Origin of the sequence: Paenibacillus sp. FSL L8-0470 (assembly GCF_038008625.1) — a bacterium.
Classification (GTDB): Bacteria; Bacillota; Bacilli; order Paenibacillales; family Paenibacillaceae; genus Paenibacillus_AQ.
In genome coordinates this window covers 6,183,303-6,201,481 of the sequence record NZ_JBBOZM010000001.1, presented here as the reverse complement: position 1 = coordinate 6,201,481, position 18,179 = coordinate 6,183,303, and the positions used below count along the sequence as shown (strand labels likewise).

20 protein-coding genes are annotated in these 18,179 nt (G+C 50.1%); 12 read left to right on the top strand and 8 right to left on the bottom strand.

Features of this window, described 5'->3' with window-relative positions; translation table 11 throughout:
- Positions 1-158 precede the first annotated feature (158 nt).
- Both NST99_RS28250 and NST99_RS28245 read left to right on the top strand, forming a co-directional pair.
- Positions 159-542 (top strand): globin domain-containing protein, encoded by a 384-nt coding sequence (locus NST99_RS28250; protein WP_076112530.1) that lies wholly within the window; start codon positions 159-161, stop codon positions 540-542.
- Positions 543-573: 31 nt separating this feature from the next.
- Positions 574-1,278: a DUF2225 domain-containing protein gene (locus NST99_RS28245; protein ID WP_341096127.1), complete on the top strand. Its 705-nt coding sequence runs from the start codon at positions 574-576 to the stop codon at positions 1,276-1,278.
- A gap of 104 nt (positions 1,279-1,382) precedes the next feature.
- Here the strand turns inward: NST99_RS28245 and NST99_RS28240 are convergent, their stop codons facing one another.
- Together NST99_RS28240 and NST99_RS28235 are read right to left on the bottom strand one after the other, a co-directional pair.
- On the bottom strand, positions 1,383-1,613 hold the full coding sequence (locus NST99_RS28240; RefSeq protein WP_038596195.1) for a hypothetical protein: 231 nt from the start codon (positions 1,611-1,613) through the stop codon (positions 1,383-1,385).
- A complete protein-coding gene (locus NST99_RS28235; protein ID WP_038596193.1) occupies positions 1,610-1,801 on the bottom strand; it encodes a YycC family protein in 192 nt (63 codons plus the stop codon). Before NST99_RS28235 ends, NST99_RS28240 begins: the two co-directional genes overlap by 4 nt.
- Positions 1,802-2,010: 209 nt before the next feature.
- On the opposite strand from NST99_RS28235, the gene NST99_RS28230 reads away from it, so the two are divergent.
- Both NST99_RS28230 and NST99_RS28225 read left to right on the top strand, forming a co-directional pair.
- On the top strand, positions 2,011-3,801 hold the full coding sequence (locus tag NST99_RS28230) for a M3 family oligoendopeptidase (protein WP_341096122.1): 1,791 nt from the start codon (positions 2,011-2,013) through the stop codon (positions 3,799-3,801).
- Positions 3,802-4,216: 415 nt separating this feature from the next.
- Positions 4,217-4,624: an O-methyltransferase gene (locus NST99_RS28225; RefSeq protein ID WP_341096120.1), complete on the top strand. Its 408-nt coding sequence runs from the start codon at positions 4,217-4,219 to the stop codon at positions 4,622-4,624.
- 124 nt (positions 4,625-4,748) lie between these two features.
- Here the strand turns inward: NST99_RS28225 and NST99_RS28220 are convergent, their stop codons facing one another.
- On the bottom strand, positions 4,749-4,982 hold the full coding sequence (locus NST99_RS28220) for an alpha/beta-type small acid-soluble spore protein (RefSeq protein WP_038596187.1): 234 nt from the start codon (positions 4,980-4,982) through the stop codon (positions 4,749-4,751).
- 107 nt (positions 4,983-5,089) lie between these two features.
- Complete coding sequence (locus tag NST99_RS28215; protein ID WP_341096119.1) at positions 5,090-6,058, bottom strand: aldose 1-epimerase; 969 nt, start codon at positions 6,056-6,058, stop codon at positions 5,090-5,092.
- A 433-nt stretch (positions 6,059-6,491) separates the two neighbouring features.
- Here NST99_RS28215 and trpS point away from each other — a divergent pair, with 433 nt between their 5' ends.
- Positions 6,492-7,481, top strand: coding sequence for a tryptophan--tRNA ligase (gene trpS / locus NST99_RS28210; RefSeq protein WP_341096117.1), 990 nt, complete (start codon positions 6,492-6,494; stop codon positions 7,479-7,481).
- Here trpS and NST99_RS28205 read toward each other — a convergent pair.
- On the bottom strand, positions 7,478-7,666 hold the full coding sequence (locus tag NST99_RS28205) for a hypothetical protein (RefSeq protein WP_341096116.1): 189 nt from the start codon (positions 7,664-7,666) through the stop codon (positions 7,478-7,480). The genes trpS and NST99_RS28205 overlap by 4 nt on opposite strands.
- A gap of 242 nt (positions 7,667-7,908) precedes the next feature.
- Positions 7,909-8,913, bottom strand: a complete 1,005-nt coding sequence (locus tag NST99_RS28200; protein ID WP_341096114.1) for a metal-dependent hydrolase — start codon at positions 8,911-8,913, stop codon at positions 7,909-7,911.
- Positions 8,914-9,171: 258 nt separating this feature from the next.
- Here NST99_RS28200 and cyoE point away from each other — a divergent pair, with 258 nt between their 5' ends.
- Complete coding sequence (gene cyoE / locus NST99_RS28195; RefSeq protein WP_038596177.1) at positions 9,172-10,104, top strand: heme o synthase; 933 nt, start codon at positions 9,172-9,174, stop codon at positions 10,102-10,104.
- A gap of 18 nt (positions 10,105-10,122) precedes the next feature.
- Positions 10,123-10,740: an SCO family protein gene (locus NST99_RS28190; protein WP_341096113.1), complete on the top strand. Its 618-nt coding sequence runs from the start codon at positions 10,123-10,125 to the stop codon at positions 10,738-10,740.
- Positions 10,741-10,816: 76 nt separating this feature from the next.
- Here the strand turns inward: NST99_RS28190 and NST99_RS28185 are convergent, their stop codons facing one another.
- Together NST99_RS28185 and NST99_RS28180 are read right to left on the bottom strand one after the other, a co-directional pair.
- The gene (locus NST99_RS28185; protein ID WP_341096111.1) at positions 10,817-11,179 is read right to left on the bottom strand and encodes a DNA primase; all 363 of its coding nucleotides are present in this window, start codon (positions 11,177-11,179) and stop codon (positions 10,817-10,819) included.
- A 288-nt stretch (positions 11,180-11,467) separates the two neighbouring features.
- Positions 11,468-12,640 (bottom strand): MFS transporter, encoded by a 1,173-nt coding sequence (locus NST99_RS28180; RefSeq protein WP_341096110.1) that lies wholly within the window; start codon positions 12,638-12,640, stop codon positions 11,468-11,470.
- Positions 12,641-12,882: 242 nt separating this feature from the next.
- Between NST99_RS28180 and NST99_RS28175 the strand changes: the two genes are divergently transcribed.
- The 5 genes from NST99_RS28175 to NST99_RS28155 all read left to right on the top strand — a co-directional run bounded on the left by NST99_RS28175 (position 12,883) and on the right by NST99_RS28155 (position 18,178).
- The gene (locus NST99_RS28175) at positions 12,883-13,329 is read left to right on the top strand and encodes a hypothetical protein (protein WP_341096108.1); all 447 of its coding nucleotides are present in this window, start codon (positions 12,883-12,885) and stop codon (positions 13,327-13,329) included.
- 36 nt (positions 13,330-13,365) lie between these two features.
- Positions 13,366-14,511 (top strand): transglutaminase domain-containing protein, encoded by a 1,146-nt coding sequence (locus NST99_RS28170; RefSeq protein ID WP_341096106.1) that lies wholly within the window; start codon positions 13,366-13,368, stop codon positions 14,509-14,511.
- 224 nt (positions 14,512-14,735) lie between these two features.
- On the top strand, positions 14,736-16,847 hold the full coding sequence (locus NST99_RS28165; protein WP_341096105.1) for a peptidoglycan D,D-transpeptidase FtsI family protein: 2,112 nt from the start codon (positions 14,736-14,738) through the stop codon (positions 16,845-16,847).
- 73 nt (positions 16,848-16,920) lie between these two features.
- Positions 16,921-17,658, top strand: coding sequence for a Cof-type HAD-IIB family hydrolase (locus NST99_RS28160; protein WP_340896700.1), 738 nt, complete (start codon positions 16,921-16,923; stop codon positions 17,656-17,658).
- A gap of 34 nt (positions 17,659-17,692) precedes the next feature.
- Positions 17,693-18,178, top strand: a complete 486-nt coding sequence (locus NST99_RS28155; RefSeq protein WP_341096103.1) for a DUF456 domain-containing protein — start codon at positions 17,693-17,695, stop codon at positions 18,176-18,178.
- Position 18,179: the final 1 nt, after the last annotated feature.

Below are 18,179 nucleotides of genomic sequence, written 5' to 3'. Positions count from 1 at the left end.
ATTAAATATGATGTGACGCTAAACACCGGGTTTAGCGTCTTTTTTTTGCGTTCTACAGGATGAGATAAGCCTAAAGTCATTGTTTAACGGTGCAATGCTTTTTTTGGTATAATAAAAAAGACGCTTCAATTAAAATGAAAGAAAGCTGGTAACCTCCAATGAATCCAAATGACAGCTTATTCGACAATCTGGGGGGCGCAGAGGGGCTTCACCGTCTGGTTGAAGTATTCTATGCAAAGGTGCAGCTTCATCCGCAGCTGAGCCCGTTATTCCCTGCTGATATTACTCCTGTCCTGGAGAAGCAATATCAATTCCTCAGTCAGTTTTTCGGCGGACCGGCGCTCTATTCCGAGCTCCATGGCCATCCGATGATGAGAGCAAGGCATATGCATATTCCTATCACGCCGGCACATGCCGAGCAGTGGCTGGGGTGTATGAAGGAAGCACTGGAGGATACCGGTGTTCAGGAACCGCTGCGTTCATTTGTGCTCAGTCGGCTTGCAGGACCTGCACACCATTTTGTTAACATGCCCCAGGAGTAAGGAGCAGTTGATCGCGAAAGGATGAGGGCATTTGCCAGAATTAATACCTTTGTACTCGATTAAAGTTATGTGCTGCAACTGTGAACAGGAGTTCTCAACCTCACGGGTACGCCCGAGCCTCAAAAGAGCAATACGCCGGGATGCGGATTTCTGCTCCTATTACAAGGAGGAAAATCCGGATTATTATGTTGTGCGTGTCTGTCCGAAATGCGGTTTTGCCTCTACGGAGAACTCTGCCGACAAGCTGGTCGACTGGCAGCGCAAAGCTTTTAATGAGCAGGTGGGGACCCGTTGGAAGACCCGGGATTTCGGGGAGAAACGCAGCTGGGAGCTCGCACTTGAATCGTACAAGCTTGCACTGATTTGCGCTCAAAGCATCAAGGATAAAGACCGGATTATCGCTAGCCTCCTGCATCATATTGCCTGGATGTACCGCTACCAGGGGGATTCTGCACAGGAGCAGCGCTTTTTGCGTTATTCGCTGGATGAATATGTAAAGGTGTTTGAGAATGACGGGATGGGTGGAAATGACGCCCGGCTGATGTATCTGATCGGTGAGCTGAACCGCCGTATCGGGGAGTTCCATAGTGCGGTGAAATGGTTCTCACGTCTGATCAACGACCAGAGAATCACCGATGCCGCGATGATCCGGGCTGCGCGCGAGCAGTGGGCCCTGCTGCGCGAACAAATGCGTGGAGAAGATATTGACCCGGACACATTGTCTGCGGGAATCTGATGCTTTTCCGCAGCTCCATGAACGGCAAAAAGCGCAAAAGCGACAAACTCGCTTTTTGCGCTATGCAGGTGTGCCTGATTGAGGGAATGGGAGACCATAGGCGGTCAGCGGACCGCACGGTCAAACAGCAGATAGTCCCCATCGTTGTCGATGACTGTCGGGCTAGTGCTGCAGCATGGAAAGACAAGCAGTTTCTTTTTGCCGTCGCGCACGATTTGCAGTTCCTTCGGTTTCATGGGGAGAAGCACATTCTCCGAGTTGCAGAACGGGCAGTACTGCACGTACAGATCTCCAAGAATAATGTCATAAGGCCAGGTATGGCTGAAAGGGATCATTGCTCTTCCTTCTCAGCTGGCGGCGTCTCTGCAGCCTTACCATCGGTCTCAGCGCTTTGCTGCTTCGATAATTCAGCGATCTTTTGCAGCAGGATATGTTGAGGCATATGCATCAAGTGTTCCAGGGGAACGCCGAGCTGTTTGGATAAAGTTATAGCCGTTTCCGGTGAAATTTGCAGTGGCTTCATGTTGATGCCCTCCTAAAGGTTTAATGAGCATAGCTGCTTAGAGTCATTTCGTACAAAGCTGCCTCAGAAGCATATGGCGGTACCCATTAGAATAAATATGACTATTTGGCCTCGAAAGCAGAGGCTTGGGGTTATCGTAATTCACTTTACCATGGCTTCAGGCCAAATACAAAGAAAACCAATTCAGAGCAAAGGAATGGTGGGAAGACATGAAACAACCATTATCACTGACATGGGAGCTGGAGTCTATTTTTCCGGGCGGTTCATCCTCTCCCAAGTTTGAAGAATTCTTGAAGCAGCTTGAAGCGGATATTGAGACCTTGCGGCAGCAGGTTGCCGCTTCCGTCTCCCCGGCTGATTCCGAATCCACCAAATTCCTGGATGCTGTGATCGAATTGCTGCAGAGCTGTTCCGGACGTCTGATCCAGGCGTCGGAATTTGCCGGCTGTCTGGGTGCCCAGAATCAGCAGGACAAGGGTGCTGTCCGGTTATCCTCCAAAGTGACCGGTTTGCGCGCCGGATTCGAAGGCATCAGTTCGCAATTTGACAATGTGCTGCGTCAAACGTCGGATGCGGTATGGACGGAGTGGATGGCCCGGCCGGAAATTGCTCCGCTTGCTTTCGTACTAAGCGAAAGCCGTGACTTAGCCCGCGAGAAGATGAGCCCGGAGCTGGAAAGTCTGGCGCTTGAGCTCGCCGTTGACGGATACCATGGCTGGAGCGAGCATTACGAAACGATTGTCGGCTCCATTCAAATCCCGTATGAGGATGAGGAAGGAACCAAACAGTTGTCTGCCGGGCAGGCCTTCAATAAGCTGGATGATGAAGATCCGAAAGTACGGAAGGCCATGTTCCGCAAATGGGAGGAAGCCTGGGGCGGAGCCGCGGATTATTGCGCGGATACCCTGAATCATCTGGCAGGATTCCGGCTGAAGTTGTACAAAGGCCGGGGCTGGGAAGATGTGCTGAAGGAGCCGCTTGGCATCAACCGCATGTCACACACAACATTGGACGTGATGTGGGACGTCATTACCAAGAGCAAACCGGCGCTTGTCTCCTACCTCCAGCGCAAAGCCAAACTGCTGGGTATGGATGCACTGGCTTGGGTGGATGTAGAAGCGCCTGTCGGCAAATCCTCCGGCAAAATCCCTTATGATCAGGCAGCAAAAGACATTGTTACGCAATTCCGCAAATTTAGTCCGAAGCTGGCGGATTTTGCTGAGCATGCCTTCGACAATAACTGGATCGAGGTCGAAGACCGTCCGGCCAAACGTCCCGGCGGATTCTGCGTCTCCTTCCCGGAGAGCAAGGAATCCCGCATATTTATGACATACAGCGGCACGCCTTCCAATGTGTCGACATTGGCGCATGAGCTTGGACACGCCTATCACTCTTTCCTGCTGGATGACCAGCCGCTGTTCAACCAGAATTACGCGATGAATGTAGCAGAGACCGCCTCTACCTTCGCAGAAGTCATTGTATCTGATGCACAGGTGAAGGCAGCTGCTGATCCGGAGGAGAAGCTGGCGTTGCTTGAGGCGAAAATACAGAACAGCGTAGCCTTTTTTATGAACATCCACGCCCGATTCTTGTTCGAAACCCGCTTTTACGAAAAACGCAAGGAGGGTCTTGTGAATGCGGAAGAGCTGTCGGCACTGATGGAGGAAGCTCAGAAAGAAGCCTTCTGCGGTGTGTTGTCAGAGTATCACCCGCATTTCTGGGCCTCTAAGCTGCATTTCTACATTACGGATGTGCCGTTCTACAACTTCCCTTACACCGTAGGATATATGTTCAGCACGGGATTGTACCGGCTTGCGCTGGAGCAAGGGGCTTCATTCGCTGACAAATATGATAATTTGCTGCGGGATACAGGAGTAATGACACTGGAGGATCTGGTCTCCAAACATCTTGGGGTAGATCTTGCAGAGCCGGATTTCTGGCAGGGAGCCGTAGATCTGATTGTAGCGGATATCAACGAATTTCTTGCAATGACAAACTAATCGACCGAGAATATGACAGAACTAAGACGAGAATTTTTTGTCGAATGGAAATCGATCCGCTCAGAATTGGTGTGAATACGCAAAAGCCCCTTGATCGGGGCTTTTTTTTGCGCTGTATAGTGTCGAAAGCGATCGGTTTATAGTGGAATTTATTGGATTTTTAATAAATTTTGCGCACATATAGGGATTTTAACCCAATTATGTTGAATAATGTTGTACCTTGTAAAGTACTGCCCTATAATGAGCCTAAAGCCTTATATAAGGCCTGCTAGGAAAGAAATACGAAGGCAGTTTGTACGAAGAATAATCAAGAAGCAGTGCTCTCACAAAACGAAGCGGAAGCTTACGAAGCAAGTTTTGTACGAAGAATAGAACTTCAAGAAGCAATGCTCACAAAACTTTTAGGAGGTACAATATGCTCAGGACAGAAGAGCTATCGCTGGCAAGACAGATGGATTTGGTATTCAAGGAACTGCAAGAGGAATTGTCTGGACTGTCTTCCGGCACGGTTTTTGTGCAAATCAGAAATAATGTCATCGGTAAGTTTGGGATCCGCCATAATCCGCTGTCTGGACGAAGTGGTGTATTTAAGGAAGAGCAGGAGGGGTTGAACTCAGGCCAGTTGTCCTCCTTCCGGCTTATGGCTCTGGAGAGTCTGAAATACAAACGTCGCTGGACGCATGGTGAGATCAGCTATGAGTTCGCCATCCGCCAGGGGATGGTGGTTGTAGATGCGATCCTGGAGTCCAATTACAATATGGCCAACCTGATGATCCGCTATCCCCGTAATTCTGCTGACAATTCTGATCAAAATTACGGCTGAAATTATACATAGCGACACAAGCTAAAAGCCCGCCTGCGCTTCGACGAGAAGCGCAGACGGGCTGAGAAGCTACTCCGTTTCAGGCGTTAAGCCCTACCGGATAAATCACTTAATGATAAGGCGATTACGAACGACCGGACAGTTGTTGCTCTGCCAGTTGTACCAGACGTTTGGTGATGTATCCTCCCAAAGAACCGGTTTCGCGGGAAGTGTAGTTACCATAATAACCGTCTTGAGGAATCGTTACTCCAAGCTCTTGTGCTGCTTCATATTTCAACTGCTGCAGCGCTGCATTCGCTTGAGGCACGACCAGGTTATTACTACGGCTGCTACGACCTTGTTGACCTGCTTGACCCATGTGTGTCACCTCCTTCGCCCGTTGTGAAGATAGTATGAGCGCGAGGAGATGAAATCATGCACGATTTCGAAAGGATTTAAGGATGGTAATTATATGAAATTAAGAAGTTAAGGATAGAGTATTTCGAGCATGCTGGAAAGCGCAAGCGTCTGGCCGGGCTGCAAGGTAATGAGTCCTGTAAAGGAAGGGCACTTTGGAATATTCGGTGCATCCGGCAGCCATGTGTAGGGCTCGATGCACAGAAACTGCTCTGCAGGCCCTTTCGTATATACCACCCAATGACGGAAGTAATCTTTGTCTGCAGTATAGCGAAGCCCATATCCGTCATCGCGGATCAGCAAGGCTTCAGCGGGCTGCTCTTTTCCGATCCTTAGCACAGTATCCAAATTAGTACCTTGAAGATTCATACCTTGGTTCAAGGCTTCCAAATCACCAAGTGGCAGCAGGCTGCCGCTGGGCAGGAGCTCGTTATTCAGTTCATAAATGCTTTCTACGGGCAAATTCAGTTTCCAGCGGCCGGGCTCACCGTCAATCATGAACCATGTGTGATAGCCAATCCCGAATGGAATGACTGTGTCTCCTAAGTGAGTGACCTTGAGTGTTTGCTGAACGCGGGCATCCTGAAGCCGGAACGTCATTTCGAATCTCAGAGGAACAGGAAATTGTCTCATCCAGTTAGCGTCGTCGCCGGTATTGAATTCCGTCGTCACCGCACAGCCTTCTTCGTCCTCTTCAATATCGCTGACACACCAGCTCTGCGTCCGGTGCAGTCCATGAATATGATTGTCTCCGGCCGTATTCTGATCAAACTGGTAGCTTGTGCCCTCAAACTGAAATTGACCCTTGCGGATTCGTCCGGGCGGAACTAAGAGCGGAATACCGAAATGGTAAGGCTTCTGCAGATAAAAAGATATGTCGCTTTCATCAGGCCGGCGCAGGATTTCCCGATTCTCCTTACGGTCCCACAAGGAGATAATGTTGTTTCCCAGTCGCGGCAAAAGCGTGAGTTCAAGTTCGCAGCTATGCAAAATATAGGTATCATAGCCGCCCCACTGCCCTTTGGTCACCTGTTTCATGAGAGATATGCTCCTTTAACTTAATCTGAAAGAATGCGAATAACCTTATCATAACAGATTTATATTTTTGTGGTTAACGGATTTGACATCTTCTCAGTATCGCTCTATGATGAATGCATTAATGAACGATGACAATGCGATGACAGGGACAAGTAGGCGGGAACTGCACCTTCAGAAAGCCGGTGGCTGATGTGAACCGGCGGGACACTTCCGTATGAATGGACCCTTGAGCGCCGCGCTTGAACGGGCTGGAGAGCCTCAGTAGACCGGCCGGCACTTCCCCGTTACCGGAAGCAAAGGCTGTTTGCTGATGTCCTCTATGGACTCCTCAAGCAGCGAATAAGGGTGGTACCACGGTCTCACGTCCCTTGCGGATGTGGGGCCTTTTTGTGTTCTTCGAAAGTGGAAATTACATTTTATGGAGGGTAATTCGATGGCTAAAAAAGTATTGTCGGGCATTCAGCCCAGTGGTTCACTGACACTCGGGAACTATATCGGAGCAATCAAAAATTTCGTAAAACTGCAAAAAGAGTATGAATGCTTTTTCATGGTAGTGGATCTCCATGCCATTACTGTTACTCAGGAGCCTGCCGCACTGCGGGAAAACTCAGAATCGGTAGCGGCACTTTATCTTGCTGCAGGCATTGATCCGGCAATCTCAAATGTCTATATGCAGTCCCATGTACCACAGCATGCCGAGCTGGGCTGGATCATGACTACGCTGACTGCAATGGGTGAGCTGGAGCGGATGACCCAGTTCAAGGACAAGTCTTCCGGGAAGGATTCTGTGGGCTCAGGCCTGTTCGTTTATCCATCGCTGATGGCTGCCGATATCCTCATTTACAATGCCGATCTCGTACCGGTTGGCGAGGATCAGAAGCAGCATCTGGAATTGACTAGAGATCTGGCCGGACGTTTCAATCACCGGTTTGGGGAATTCTTCACGGTTCCGGAGCCGTATATTCCTGAAGTAGGCGCACGCATTATGTCGCTGGACGACGCCAGCAAAAAAATGAGCAAAAGCAATCCAAACGCGGGCAGCTATATCGCACTGCTTGATCCGCCGGATGTAATCCGCAAAAAAATCAGCCGTGCTACGACCGACTCCGGCCGTGAAGTGGTGTATGATCCCGCTAACAAGCCTGAGATAAGCAATTTGATGAGCATTTATGCCGAGTGCTCGGGAATGAGCCTGCAGCAGATTGCCGACCGTTATGAAGGCCAAATGTATGGAGGTTTCAAAAAGGATCTTGGTGAAGTGCTGGTGGCTACGCTAGAGCCGCTTCAACAGAAATATTATGAAATACGCAGCTCCGGCACGCTTGGTGATATTCTTGCCGAAGGCGCAGAACGCGCCCGCATCGTGGCGGCGCAGAACCTTGCCGGTGTTAAGGAACGGATGGGCTTCCTCCCGCTACGTTAAGAGGCCTGCCTTGTCTCCGCTTTGCGTCTCAGTCTGGCTTTGAGAATAAACCCCCAGCCGATGTTCAGGACACAGAGAACGCCAAGCAGGAGCGCCAGCCAAATGTTAAAGCTGATGGAGATAGAAGCAGCTGTTAGCATTAGAATCGAAGAACATGCGAACCAAAGCGACAGACCTTTACCCATAATTGCCAGCCTTCCTTTCTAATGGTAGTAAGTGAATGATCCCGCAGCGCTTATGTGCTGCGGAGTTTTTTTATAATATAAGGAACTATATAATATACAGTAATAAATGATGCTTAAAAACATCTAAAATTCATTGAAAACGCTTTATGGTGATTGTGCCTTATGTTGCGGCAGGCGTCAAGAGCGGTAATTCATGGCAGAGCAAAGAAGGCGTCCGGAAACCGGACGCCTTCTGCTATTGACTACAGCTTTACGGAGCCCGGATCAATGGCGAACCGTTCATCCAGTTTCTCGCTGCTGAGCCAGCCTACATAAGTGTTGAGCGGATGATATTGGTTATCCATTACAAGCACCGCTACGAAAGGGAATTGCTTGCGGTGTAAATAACGCACATCGCCCCAGCGTACAATATAACCGGAGGGCAATTCCTCGACCTCGGCTACAGCATAAGAGGTGAAATAAAGAAATGCCTGAATGTCCGGATGGGATTTGGAATGTTCTACAGCGGGGTGGGTGGAGCACACCGCATGTTTGAACCATTCCAGCCGCCCGCCGCTCAGCAATCCGACGTTATAGCTGCCGTCCGGTTTGGCTTTGACCACATTCCAGCGCGATGGCGAGATCGTGGGGATGACATAATAATGGTCGCCAGTATTATGATGCATATCTTTGTTCTTGATATTGCGCGTAATCCGGGCATGCACGAGGGTCCGCCAAATATAATAAATCACGATACTGGCATACAGGGTGATAAATAAAGGTGCCGGTGGAATCATCCCGCTGATCCAGAGAATAATTGCCGCGGCATGGCTGCCGAATATAAACGGATCAAAGATGTGGATAATGTTCCAGGCAATCCATTTCTCTGTGAAGGGACGCGCGGCCTGTGTCCCATACGTGTTGAACAAATCGGAGAATACATGAACGGCTACGCCGATGAAGCTCCACAGAGCAATATGGCTAAGAGAATGTACATCGGTAAATCCGAATAGCGGTCCGATCACCAGTGTGATCAAAGCCGGCCACAGCAGCAGGAATGGCAGGGAATGGGTGATTCCCCGGTGATTGCGGATATAAAGCGCATTGTCCTTGAGACGCAACGCAGTATCGGCATCCGGTGCTTGCGAGGCCAGTACAGTGGCTACCATGACAGCCCCGGCCAGTGTTCCATGGGAGGCGACGGCGGGATCAACGAAGGAAAGGCCGGCCAGTCCCAGGCCCATAACAAAATGTGTAGCAGTATCCATTGGTCAGATCTCCTTTGTACGGAAGTTCTCTATTAATAACTACCCAATTTTGCGTCCAGTTATTTAGGGAGGAGGAAATAAATAATTTCACGTAATTGTCAAATTGATGAACATCTTGGTCAATGATTGTCAAAGTCTTTCCCTGTTTGATATGATAAAGTTAACAGCGGAGTGGTAAAAATTCTTAATTAAGAACGGAAAAATGGTTCTTGACTCCGGCGGAACGTTAGAAGTCCCTTAGAAGGAGGAACACCAAACGTGGACAATCAATTGAGATATCAAGCTTCTTCTGATTCCGCAGCCATGTCTGCCAAATCACCCAAGGAAGGTGCAAGCTGGCGTGACTTTATTACAGTGACGAAACCCGGTATTATCCGCTCCAATCTTATCGCTGCTTTTGCAGGATACTGGGTGGCTTCGGGCTGGGACGTGCAATACGGCCGATTAATTCTGACCTTGCTCGGTACTATGCTAGTCATGGCTTCGGCCTGTGTATTTAATAATTATTTTGACCGCGACCTGGATATGAAGATGGAACGAACACGTGAACGCGGACTGCCTACGGGCCGACTTAAACCGAATACGGTTCTGCTCTATGCCATCGGGCTTGGCATTGCCGGTCTTGCTGTGCTGTTTGCATTCTCCGGTGTGCTCAGCGGGCTGTTCGGCATACTCGGCATGTTCGTTTACGTAGTAGTTTACACCCTTTGGCTGAAAAGAACATCTACTTGGAGTACTTCTGTAGGTGCAATCTCCGGAGCCATGCCTCCGGTTATCGGATATGTTGCAGTTACAGGTAATGTGGATCTCGGTGCCTGGCTGCTGTTCGCAATGCTGTTTCTTTGGCAGCCGCCCCATTTCTGGGCTCTGGGCATCCGCCGGAAAGAAGAGTACAGAGCTGCGGGATTTCCGCTGCTTCCAGTCGTTAAGGGAACACGCCGCACCAAGTTCCAGATGATTCCCTATGTGGCATTGCTGCTGCCGATTCCGGTTCTGATGTACGTTTATGATTATGCAGGGATATTCTACCTTGTTATTTCTGCCGCGTTGTCCGTGGCCTGGCTGTACTTGACATTGACGGGCTTCAAAGCAAAGGATGACGATGCCTGGGCGAAGAAGAACTTCTTCTTCTCCATTAATTACCTGACCGTCAGTCTGATTGTGCTTGTGCTGAATACGACTCACGTTTAAGAGGGGGAGAGTACACCTGTGCATACCTTGAAACGTTACAAATGGACCTGGCTGCTGTTGGCTCTGGCTTTGGGTATGGCCCTTTACTTAGTGATTCAATCCTTGGATTTAGGGGAAAAGCAGCTGCCGGTCATCGGGGAGGTACAGGACTTCTCTCTTGAAAATGTGGATGGCAAGCAAGTAACACTTGCGGACACGCAGGGGAAAGCACGGTTGGTTTATTTCTTCTTTACGGAATGTCCGGATGTATGTCCCATCACTACCTATATGCTGTCACAGACCCAGGATTTGCTGGTTAAGGACGGCAGCTTCGGCAAGGATGTGGAATTTGTCTCCATCTCATTTGATCCCAAGAATGATACACGCGAGGCCATCAAGACGTTCGCAGACCGGTTCCACGCCGATTATAACGGTTGGTATTTTCTGCGCGGAGATCAGGAGCAGGTGCGGCAATTGGCTGCCGATTCGTTTAAAGTGCTTATTTATGGAAATGACAAGGATAACTTTGCCCACGCTAATCTTATAGGTCTTGTAGACCCGGAGAACCGGTTGCGCGGACTATATGATGCGGGAGATACAGAAAATGTGACACCTGAATTCCTTGCCGATGCTTTGAAGAAGCTGGCACCCAATTAAATGCAATGAACTTAAAAACGCCTTACTTCATCCTCCGGTTACATGCGAAGGGTGAACAAGGCGTTTTTTTCTGCCGCTATGGTTCCAGAAAAGGGAATGGCTGCGGCTGCGGATAGATGATATATTCCTCCAACCCCGCTTTTTCAAGCTGGGTGAGATTGTATTCATTGGGAGTGCCTTCTACTCCCGCATAGCCTTTCCGGGTATAAATATGGACTGCATCCGGAAAGGCGTCGCGCAGAATTCCGCGGATTTTCTTACCCGAGCTGTCGTTGTCCATATACAGATAAACTTCTCCGTCTCCGATTTTACGCCGCAGCGATTCCAGCTTGAGTGTATTCAACGTACCGAAGGTGCACAGGATGTCGACCTCCGGCGCCAGCAGTCGCCGCAATCTGCTGCGGTCGTTTTTGCCTTCGACAATGATGGTAATGGACATAATTTGCCGCCCCCCGGATAATAAGTGGTAATAACGGGATTTGTGATCTTAAGCATGTTAATGAACACGGTCATATGCTTATTAAGTATATTACCTAAGCTTCGTCATTTTTAACAAGTTGAGGGACAAAAAGCGTTCATTCCCCGGGAAATGTCGTAAAAAGCAACAATCACCCGGCTCAAGGAGAGGCAGGGTGATAGCGGTTTTGACTGGCAGATTTAATTCTGCGGGCTGAATCATTATCTTCAGCAGATAAACGAGGGGAACTGTAGCTCTTTTTTTGCCGGATCAAGCGGCATGGCTGTTCAAGTCCGCACGGTAGGCCGCGCTTTTCCCGGTATCTCTTGGAGGTAACAGCAGAAGTGCGGTCATGAGCAGGACAAATGCAATGAAGTAAGGAGAAACGAAGTCCCTTAGCTGTCCTGCAGCCACCGGTCCGGCAAAAGCGCCGAGAGACATCGCAATGGATTGCAGCGAGAAGGTGCGGCCCAGATGGCCGCCTGCCCCGAGACTGATGAACAGCGAAGCCATCGCCGGAAACAGTACACCTTTCGCTGCTCCCAGCAGGAAGAGGACAACCCCTGCGGGAATGCTGGTGAATGCTGCAAGTGCGAAGAAACACAGCGCCATGCCCAGCAGTGCCACAGCAATTCTTGCAACCGGAGAGAGCCGGTTCAGGAAAAACAGGCTGAGCGTTAAGAGTGCCCCCAGACTGAGAAGCGAAAGCAGAATCCCGGTGGATACGATCCCGTTGCTCCCCTGTGATAAAGGAAGCTCAAAGAACAGTACCCCCTGTGAGCAGGAGACGAAAAAGGGCAGCAGATAATATCGCTTGGTAACGGATGAATGGGGTTTTTCGGATGCAACCTGGTGCTCCTGCAGCGGCTGTGATGGTTTGGCGGCTGCCATACTGCCGGAGAATTTAGGTACACTGAAGAAAGCCATCACGCCAGTGGCGATCAGCAGCCAGCCCAAGGTGGTAAAGGTGCCGGAATATCCGGCCTGGTGGACGATAAAGGCTCCGGCAGCTGGTGATACGACCGAAGCCAGCGTATGGATAATGCCATGGCCGGACATATACTTGCCCTGAGTAATGGGATCTGACGAGAGGGAAGCCAGCAGGGTCATGCAGGCCGGGGACAGAAATGCCAGGGCGAAGCCGCTGGCCGCCCGAAGCAGCAGCAGATGCCAGGGAAGCTGAGCGTGGGCCTGAAGCAGCAGGATGGCGCCTGCAACCGTCAGGCTGAAGACGATATAGCGGCGGCTGCCGTTGCGGTCAACCAGTACCCCGGCCAGAAGGTTGCCGGGAAGATGGGTCAGGGAATACATGCCCATCATCCAGCCGATGAAGGCCGGTCCCGCCCCCAGTGAGATAGCAAAGGGGGTAAGAATGGGATACTGGGCGTGCAGATCAAAGAATGCCAGGAAAAGAAATAAATACAGCCACAGTGCGGTTTTCACGGAATACACCTCCGAAAGGGCCGTTTCTGCGCAGGCGCAGGGTGGCGCTTTTTAATGGGGAATGGTTAAGCCTACTTGTACTTTACGTGAGTCGAGGGGGGCTTATACCATTTTATTGGGGGATTCCACCTGAACGGGCGGGTAATCATGAATTATAAGAGGCATTCATGTATAATAATTAGTATTAATGGGGACTCGCTCCCTGGTATGACGAAATTTTTGATAGGGGTGTTGGGAAATTGATGGATCCAGAAGTATGGTCACAGTTTATTAGAGAGAATTGGCTAGTTATCGTTATTGCGCTTGTGCTGCTGTTTGCCGTTGTTAATCTGGTCAAGACGGTTCTGAAATGGGCGATTGTTATTGTTATCGTTGCGGGTCTGTTCATTTACAGCGGGGTTACAATGGATCAGATTGGAGACGCTGTGAATAAGGTGGCGGATGGAACGGTCAGCACCCTGAAGAGCGAAGCGCAGGAAGTTATGCTGAAAGAAGCGAAAGAAGCAAAATATACTTCCGGCGGTGACGGTACGTTTACGATCACAACGCCCAATCTTGAAGTGAAGGGTGAAGCCGGTGAGGATAAAGTGGAAGTGACTTTCCGCGGAGTCAGTCTTGGAAAGTGGAGTGTTAACGATACTACCAAAACCTTTATTGATGAAGCCCGGAAGAATGGGGCCGGGAATTAAAATACAAGTTGATGCGATGGAAAGGGAGGAGAGGTTATGCTGAACAGCTGGATGGACAGTATTAGTGATGCCAATATCATCACTATCCTCCTTCTGCTGATCGTGCTCTTCTCGCTGCTGCAGGGCTGGAGCCGGGGGTTTGGCCGCTCAGCGGGAAGGCTGTTTGGGCTGCTCGGAACCGGGCTGCTTGCCATAGCTGCATTGGCCCTGGCCATTCCGGCCGCCTTTTACCTTTCGCCCCGTGTACAGGCCTGGGCAGGTGGAATTGAGCTTCCGGGTATCCAATTAAGCCAGTGGCAACAGCTATACTATACGGTGGTGTCTGTTCTGGCGGGTTCACCGCTTGTGCGTTTTTTGCTGCTGCTGCTCTTGTCCTACAGTCTCATCCGCCTGCTGCTGGGCCTGCTGTTTATGCTGCTTCCGATTTCCCTTCCGCGCCTTTCGGGCAGGTCCGGAAACAGGAGGATTACTCAGGTGAGCCGTCTCAGCGGAGCTGTCATCGGTCTGGCTACCGGCCTTGTGCGCTCCCTGTTGCTTGTTTTTGTCTTGTACATCGGTGTGGGCTTGAACCCGGACAGCACGTTCAGCCGTTATGTGGAATCATCCCCGATCTACCGGCAAAGCGCATCTGCGGTCTTCGAACCCCTTACCGGTGAGAATGTACGCAGTAAGTTACCGGTTCTGACCAAGGCGGTTGCCGCCGAGATGACGGATATCCTCCGGCGGAAATACGAAGTGCTCGACCATGAGATTTCACCCGACATTGTGGGTGCTGCCTCCGATATAGCGGGACAAGCCGGGGACGATGAGAAGAAGGCCAGACTGCTCTATGATTGGGTCGGCTCCAGGATCTCTTATGATTATGCCAAAGCCGAGAATTATGAGCAGAACCGGATTTGGAAGGAGCAGTCTCCGCAGGATACCTTTGATACCCGGATCGGTGTATGTATTGATTATGCACGTCTTTATGCAGTGATGGCCCGCTCCCAGGGGCTTCAAGTGCGCGTAGTGACCGGTCAGGGCTACGACGGCCAAGGGGGATCCGGCCCTCATGCCTGGAATGAAGTGTACATCACGGACCGGCAGGCCTGGATTCCACTCGATTCCACCTGGGCAGTCAGCGGGGAGTGGTTTAATCCCAAGGATTTCGATAAAACCCATGTCAAAGAAAGTATGCTCTGAGCAAGGAAGCAGAATGGCTTAAATCTATGATACAATACAGCATGTGAAACGATGTTGAGGAATAATATGATCACTCTCGTGCGCAGTACTGGCCGCACGTGCAATTTTTGATGCCTGTGACTGGAATAGAGACTGGACTCAAGCGCCTGTAAGGAACCTTCCGGCGTTACATGGAGTCAGCACAGGTACAAAGGTTTATTTTAGATGTAGAGGAGTGAAAAACTGTGAGTTTTTTCCGTAAGCAGGCCTCACCCCCAGAGGAAAGCAACAGCAAAAGTTCGCTTGGCCTACGGATCAATGTATTCTTTTTTAGCACATTTGTGATCTTTTGTGTAATCATTGTCCGTCTTGCCGTTTTACAGTTCGTCGAAGGGCCAACTCTGACTGAGGTGGAGACAAGCCGTGATACCAAAAATGTGCCGCTCGCCGCAATAAGAGGGAACATTCGTGCAGCGGGAGGGGAGCCCATTGCTTACTCCACTTCTGTGCAGTCGCTGTATATTACACTTACTAAAGAATACACGGCCAAGGTTACGGATAAGGTGACGGGAGAAACCGTGCTTACGCCGGAGGCGCAGGCCCAATCAGATGCCCTTGCGGCCAAGCTGGTTAAGGACTTTAGCGCCTATGGTGATCCGAATGCTGAGAAGCTGACTGAAAAAGATATTATTGATTCCCTGGATTTGTACTTCCGGAAATATTCGGGTTTTATGGCGCGGCGCATCAAGGCCGGCCTTACTTCGCAGGAAGTGGCCTACTTTATGGAGCACAAGAGCGAATATCCCGGACTTGAGATTGTGGAGGAAAGTAACAGGCATTATGACAAGGAATCTGTAGCCGCACAGACTGTCGGATATATCAAACCCTTTAAGTCGTCCAACAGCTTGAATATTTATAAGAATATTCAGAATGCGATGAAACAGTTGGATGCGGACCCCGGCCTCACTTATAAAGACGATGAATTTGTCGGATTCGATGGCCTGGAACTGCAGTATCAGCGGGAGCTGCGCGGCAAGAACGGATATCAGGTGATCTCGGTGAGTCCGCAGAATATGGCTGAGAAGGTGGAGGCGGTCGTGCCCCCCGTCAAGGGTAACGATGTCTGGATGACGATCAACAAGAACATTCAGCTCAAGACCGAGCAGGCTATTACAGAGCAAATCAGATGGCTGCACTCGAATTCGGTACAAGGCAAGACACACCCGAATGCATTGACCGGCTATGCCGTAGCTATGGAAGTCGATACTGGCAATATTGTTGCGATGGCCAGCATGCCTGATTATGACACCAATGTGTGGACTGCCGAGAAAATGGACACCGAGGTATGGAAGAAAATAATGGGCAACTACCAGAACGGAACCATTACACCGTATTCCTCCGGGATGTCGGGTCATGAGTTCGGCTCCACGGTACTGCTCGGTTCAACCATCAAACCTCTGAGTGTGCTTGTAGGACTGAATGAAGGCCTTTTTACTACTTCGACTATCTATACAGACAGAGGGATTGCCCACTTCGGGAAAAATGACAAATCCTCCGTGCGAAATTCTTCCGGCCACGTGTATGGCTCTATGGACCCGGCCAGAGCGATTGAGAAATCCTCCAATGCGTTCATGGTGGACATGGTCGGCAAGAAATTGTGGGAGAAATATCATAGTGAAGGTATTAATATCTGGGATAAATATATGAAGGAATTCGGCCTCGGTGTATCTACAAAAAGCGGACTGCCCAATGAATATCTCGGACAGATCAACTATACCGATACCAAGGCTGCCGGCAGTGCCCAGGCTGCGCTGGTGTATGCTTCCTTCGGACAGCAAGGACGCTATACAGTGCTGCAGCTCGCCCAATACGTAACGACACTGGCGAACGAAGGAGTACGGATCAAGCCTCAGCTGGTGAGCAAAATCACCGATGCCAAGGGCAACGTGGTTAAACAGTTCAACCGCGAGGTACTTGATGAAGTAACAACCTTTGATAAGTCTTTCTGGAACGAAATCAAAAAGGGTATGAACAGTGATGTTACTGCGTTTAACGATTTCCCTTATGACTTTGCCCGCAAAACGGGAACCTCACAGCAGCTGGGTAAAGGGGAATTGCGCGATAACGGGGTATTTATTGCCTATGCTCCGCGCGAGAATCCCAAGCTTGCTGTAGCGGTTGTTATACCGGAGGGCGGGTTCGGCTCCAGTAGTGCCGCTCCGGTTGCACGGAAAATTTTTGACGCGTATGACTATGAATACGGACTGGATGGAGTGCCGAAGAAAAGTCTGAAAACCGACGACAATGCAGAGGGCTCAGACTCGGCAAGCGGAACAGACGGAACGACGAACAACTGACGCGGCCATGCTGCCGGGTCGAGTGACCAAATAATTAGCTCTTAAAATGAGCATACAAATTGGAGGGGTGGCAATGACTGCCAAATACCGCCTGTTAGCACTGGATATGGATGGAACCTTACTGAATGATGAACAAATCATTACCCCCAAAACGGTAGAATGGATTCAAAAGGCAGTTGATGCAGGCGTTCACGTCTGTCTCTCCACAGGCCGCGCTTCCAAAAGCGCCATGCCTTATGCTGAACAGCTTGGACTTAAGACCCCGATGATTATGGTGAATGGTAGTGAAGTATGGCGGGCTCCGTATGAGCTGTACCGCCGCTCGCTGATGGACCCGGTGCTGGTGCAGCAGATGTATGATATTGCCCAGGAATACGATATCTGGTTCTGGGCATATTCGGTGGATGAAGTGTACAACCGGAACAACTGGGATGGGGAGATTCTAAGCAGGGAATGGCTCAAATTCGGTTATTCCACAGAGGATGATGAGATCCGCCATAAGCTGCTGATGCGGCTTCAGGATATGGGCGGTCTCGAAATTACCAATTCATCGCCGCATAATCTGGAGATCAATCCGCTTGGTGTCAACAAGGCATCCGGTATACGCGAGGTTTGCAAGCTGCTGGGTCTCGAGATGTCACAGGTTGTGGCCGTTGGCGATAGCCTGAACGATCTGGCTGCCATCCAGCAGGCCGGATTTGGGGTTGCTATGGGCAACGCCCAGGAGACCGTCAAGCAGGAGGCGGATGCTGTGGTAGCGTCTAATAATGACGATGGGATTGCTGAAGTGATTCAAAAGTATATCCTGTAGTAAATGCTATCAAAACTTTGAAGGAGATGAGCCAATGGCCATTCTGGGTTGGATTCTGATTATTGCTTTATTCGCGGTCGGACTGGCCGGGGCTGTATACCCGATTCTCCCTGGTGCGCTGGCGATTTATCTGGCCTTCTTTGTATACGGGTGGTTCTTCAGCTTCGGACCCTTCGGAGTCTGGTTCTGGATTATTCAGACACTGATTGTCGTCGTATTATTTGTAGCCGATTATGTCGTGGGAGCCTGGGGGGTCAAAAAGTTCGGAGGCTCACGTTCTTCGGTCATCGGCAGCACCATCGGTCTGATTCTAGGTCCGTTTGTCATTCCGGCATTTGGACTGATCCTCGGTCCTTTCATTGGGGCGTTTGTAGGTGAACTGATGGCTGGCTCAAATCCCGGCAAAGCAGTCAAGGTTAGCTTCGGTGCATTGCTTGGCCTATTCAGCAGTACGGTAGTCAAAATCATACTGCAAATTGCCATGGTGATCCTTTTCTTTATCTGGATCGTAATAAATTAAC

Excerpts from the sequence above, each read along its gene's own strand:
- NST99_RS28220 (WP_038596187.1), bottom strand. The coding sequence starts at position 4,982 with ATGGGTCAAGCAGGTCAACAAGGTCGTAGCAGCCGTAGTAATAACCTG.
- NST99_RS28230 (WP_341096122.1), top strand. The coding sequence starts at position 2,011 with ATGAAACAACCATTATCACTGACATGGGAGCTGGAGTCTATTTTTCCG.
- NST99_RS28185 (WP_341096111.1), bottom strand. The coding sequence starts at position 11,179 with ATGTCCATTACCATCATTGTCGAAGGCAAAAACGACCGCAGCAGATTG.
- NST99_RS28240 (WP_038596195.1), bottom strand. The coding sequence starts at position 1,613 with ATGATCCCTTTCAGCCATACCTGGCCTTATGACATTATTCTTGGAGAT.
- NST99_RS28215 (WP_341096119.1), bottom strand. The coding sequence starts at position 6,058 with ATGAAACAGGTGACCAAAGGGCAGTGGGGCGGCTATGATACCTATATT.
- NST99_RS28160 (WP_340896700.1), top strand. The coding sequence starts at position 16,921 with ATGACTGCCAAATACCGCCTGTTAGCACTGGATATGGATGGAACCTTA.
- NST99_RS28205 (WP_341096116.1), bottom strand. The coding sequence starts at position 7,666 with ATGGGTAAAGGTCTGTCGCTTTGGTTCGCATGTTCTTCGATTCTAATG.
- trpS (WP_341096117.1), top strand. The coding sequence starts at position 6,492 with ATGGCTAAAAAAGTATTGTCGGGCATTCAGCCCAGTGGTTCACTGACA.
- NST99_RS28250 (WP_076112530.1), top strand. The coding sequence starts at position 159 with ATGAATCCAAATGACAGCTTATTCGACAATCTGGGGGGCGCAGAGGGG.
- NST99_RS28200 (WP_341096114.1), bottom strand. The coding sequence starts at position 8,913 with ATGGATACTGCTACACATTTTGTTATGGGCCTGGGACTGGCCGGCCTT.
- NST99_RS28235 (WP_038596193.1), bottom strand. The coding sequence starts at position 1,801 with ATGAAGCCACTGCAAATTTCACCGGAAACGGCTATAACTTTATCCAAA.
- NST99_RS28155 (WP_341096103.1), top strand. The coding sequence starts at position 17,693 with ATGGCCATTCTGGGTTGGATTCTGATTATTGCTTTATTCGCGGTCGGA.
- NST99_RS28170 (WP_341096106.1), top strand. The coding sequence starts at position 13,366 with ATGCTGAACAGCTGGATGGACAGTATTAGTGATGCCAATATCATCACT.
- NST99_RS28175 (WP_341096108.1), top strand. The coding sequence starts at position 12,883 with ATGGATCCAGAAGTATGGTCACAGTTTATTAGAGAGAATTGGCTAGTT.
- NST99_RS28225 (WP_341096120.1), top strand. The coding sequence starts at position 4,217 with ATGCTCAGGACAGAAGAGCTATCGCTGGCAAGACAGATGGATTTGGTA.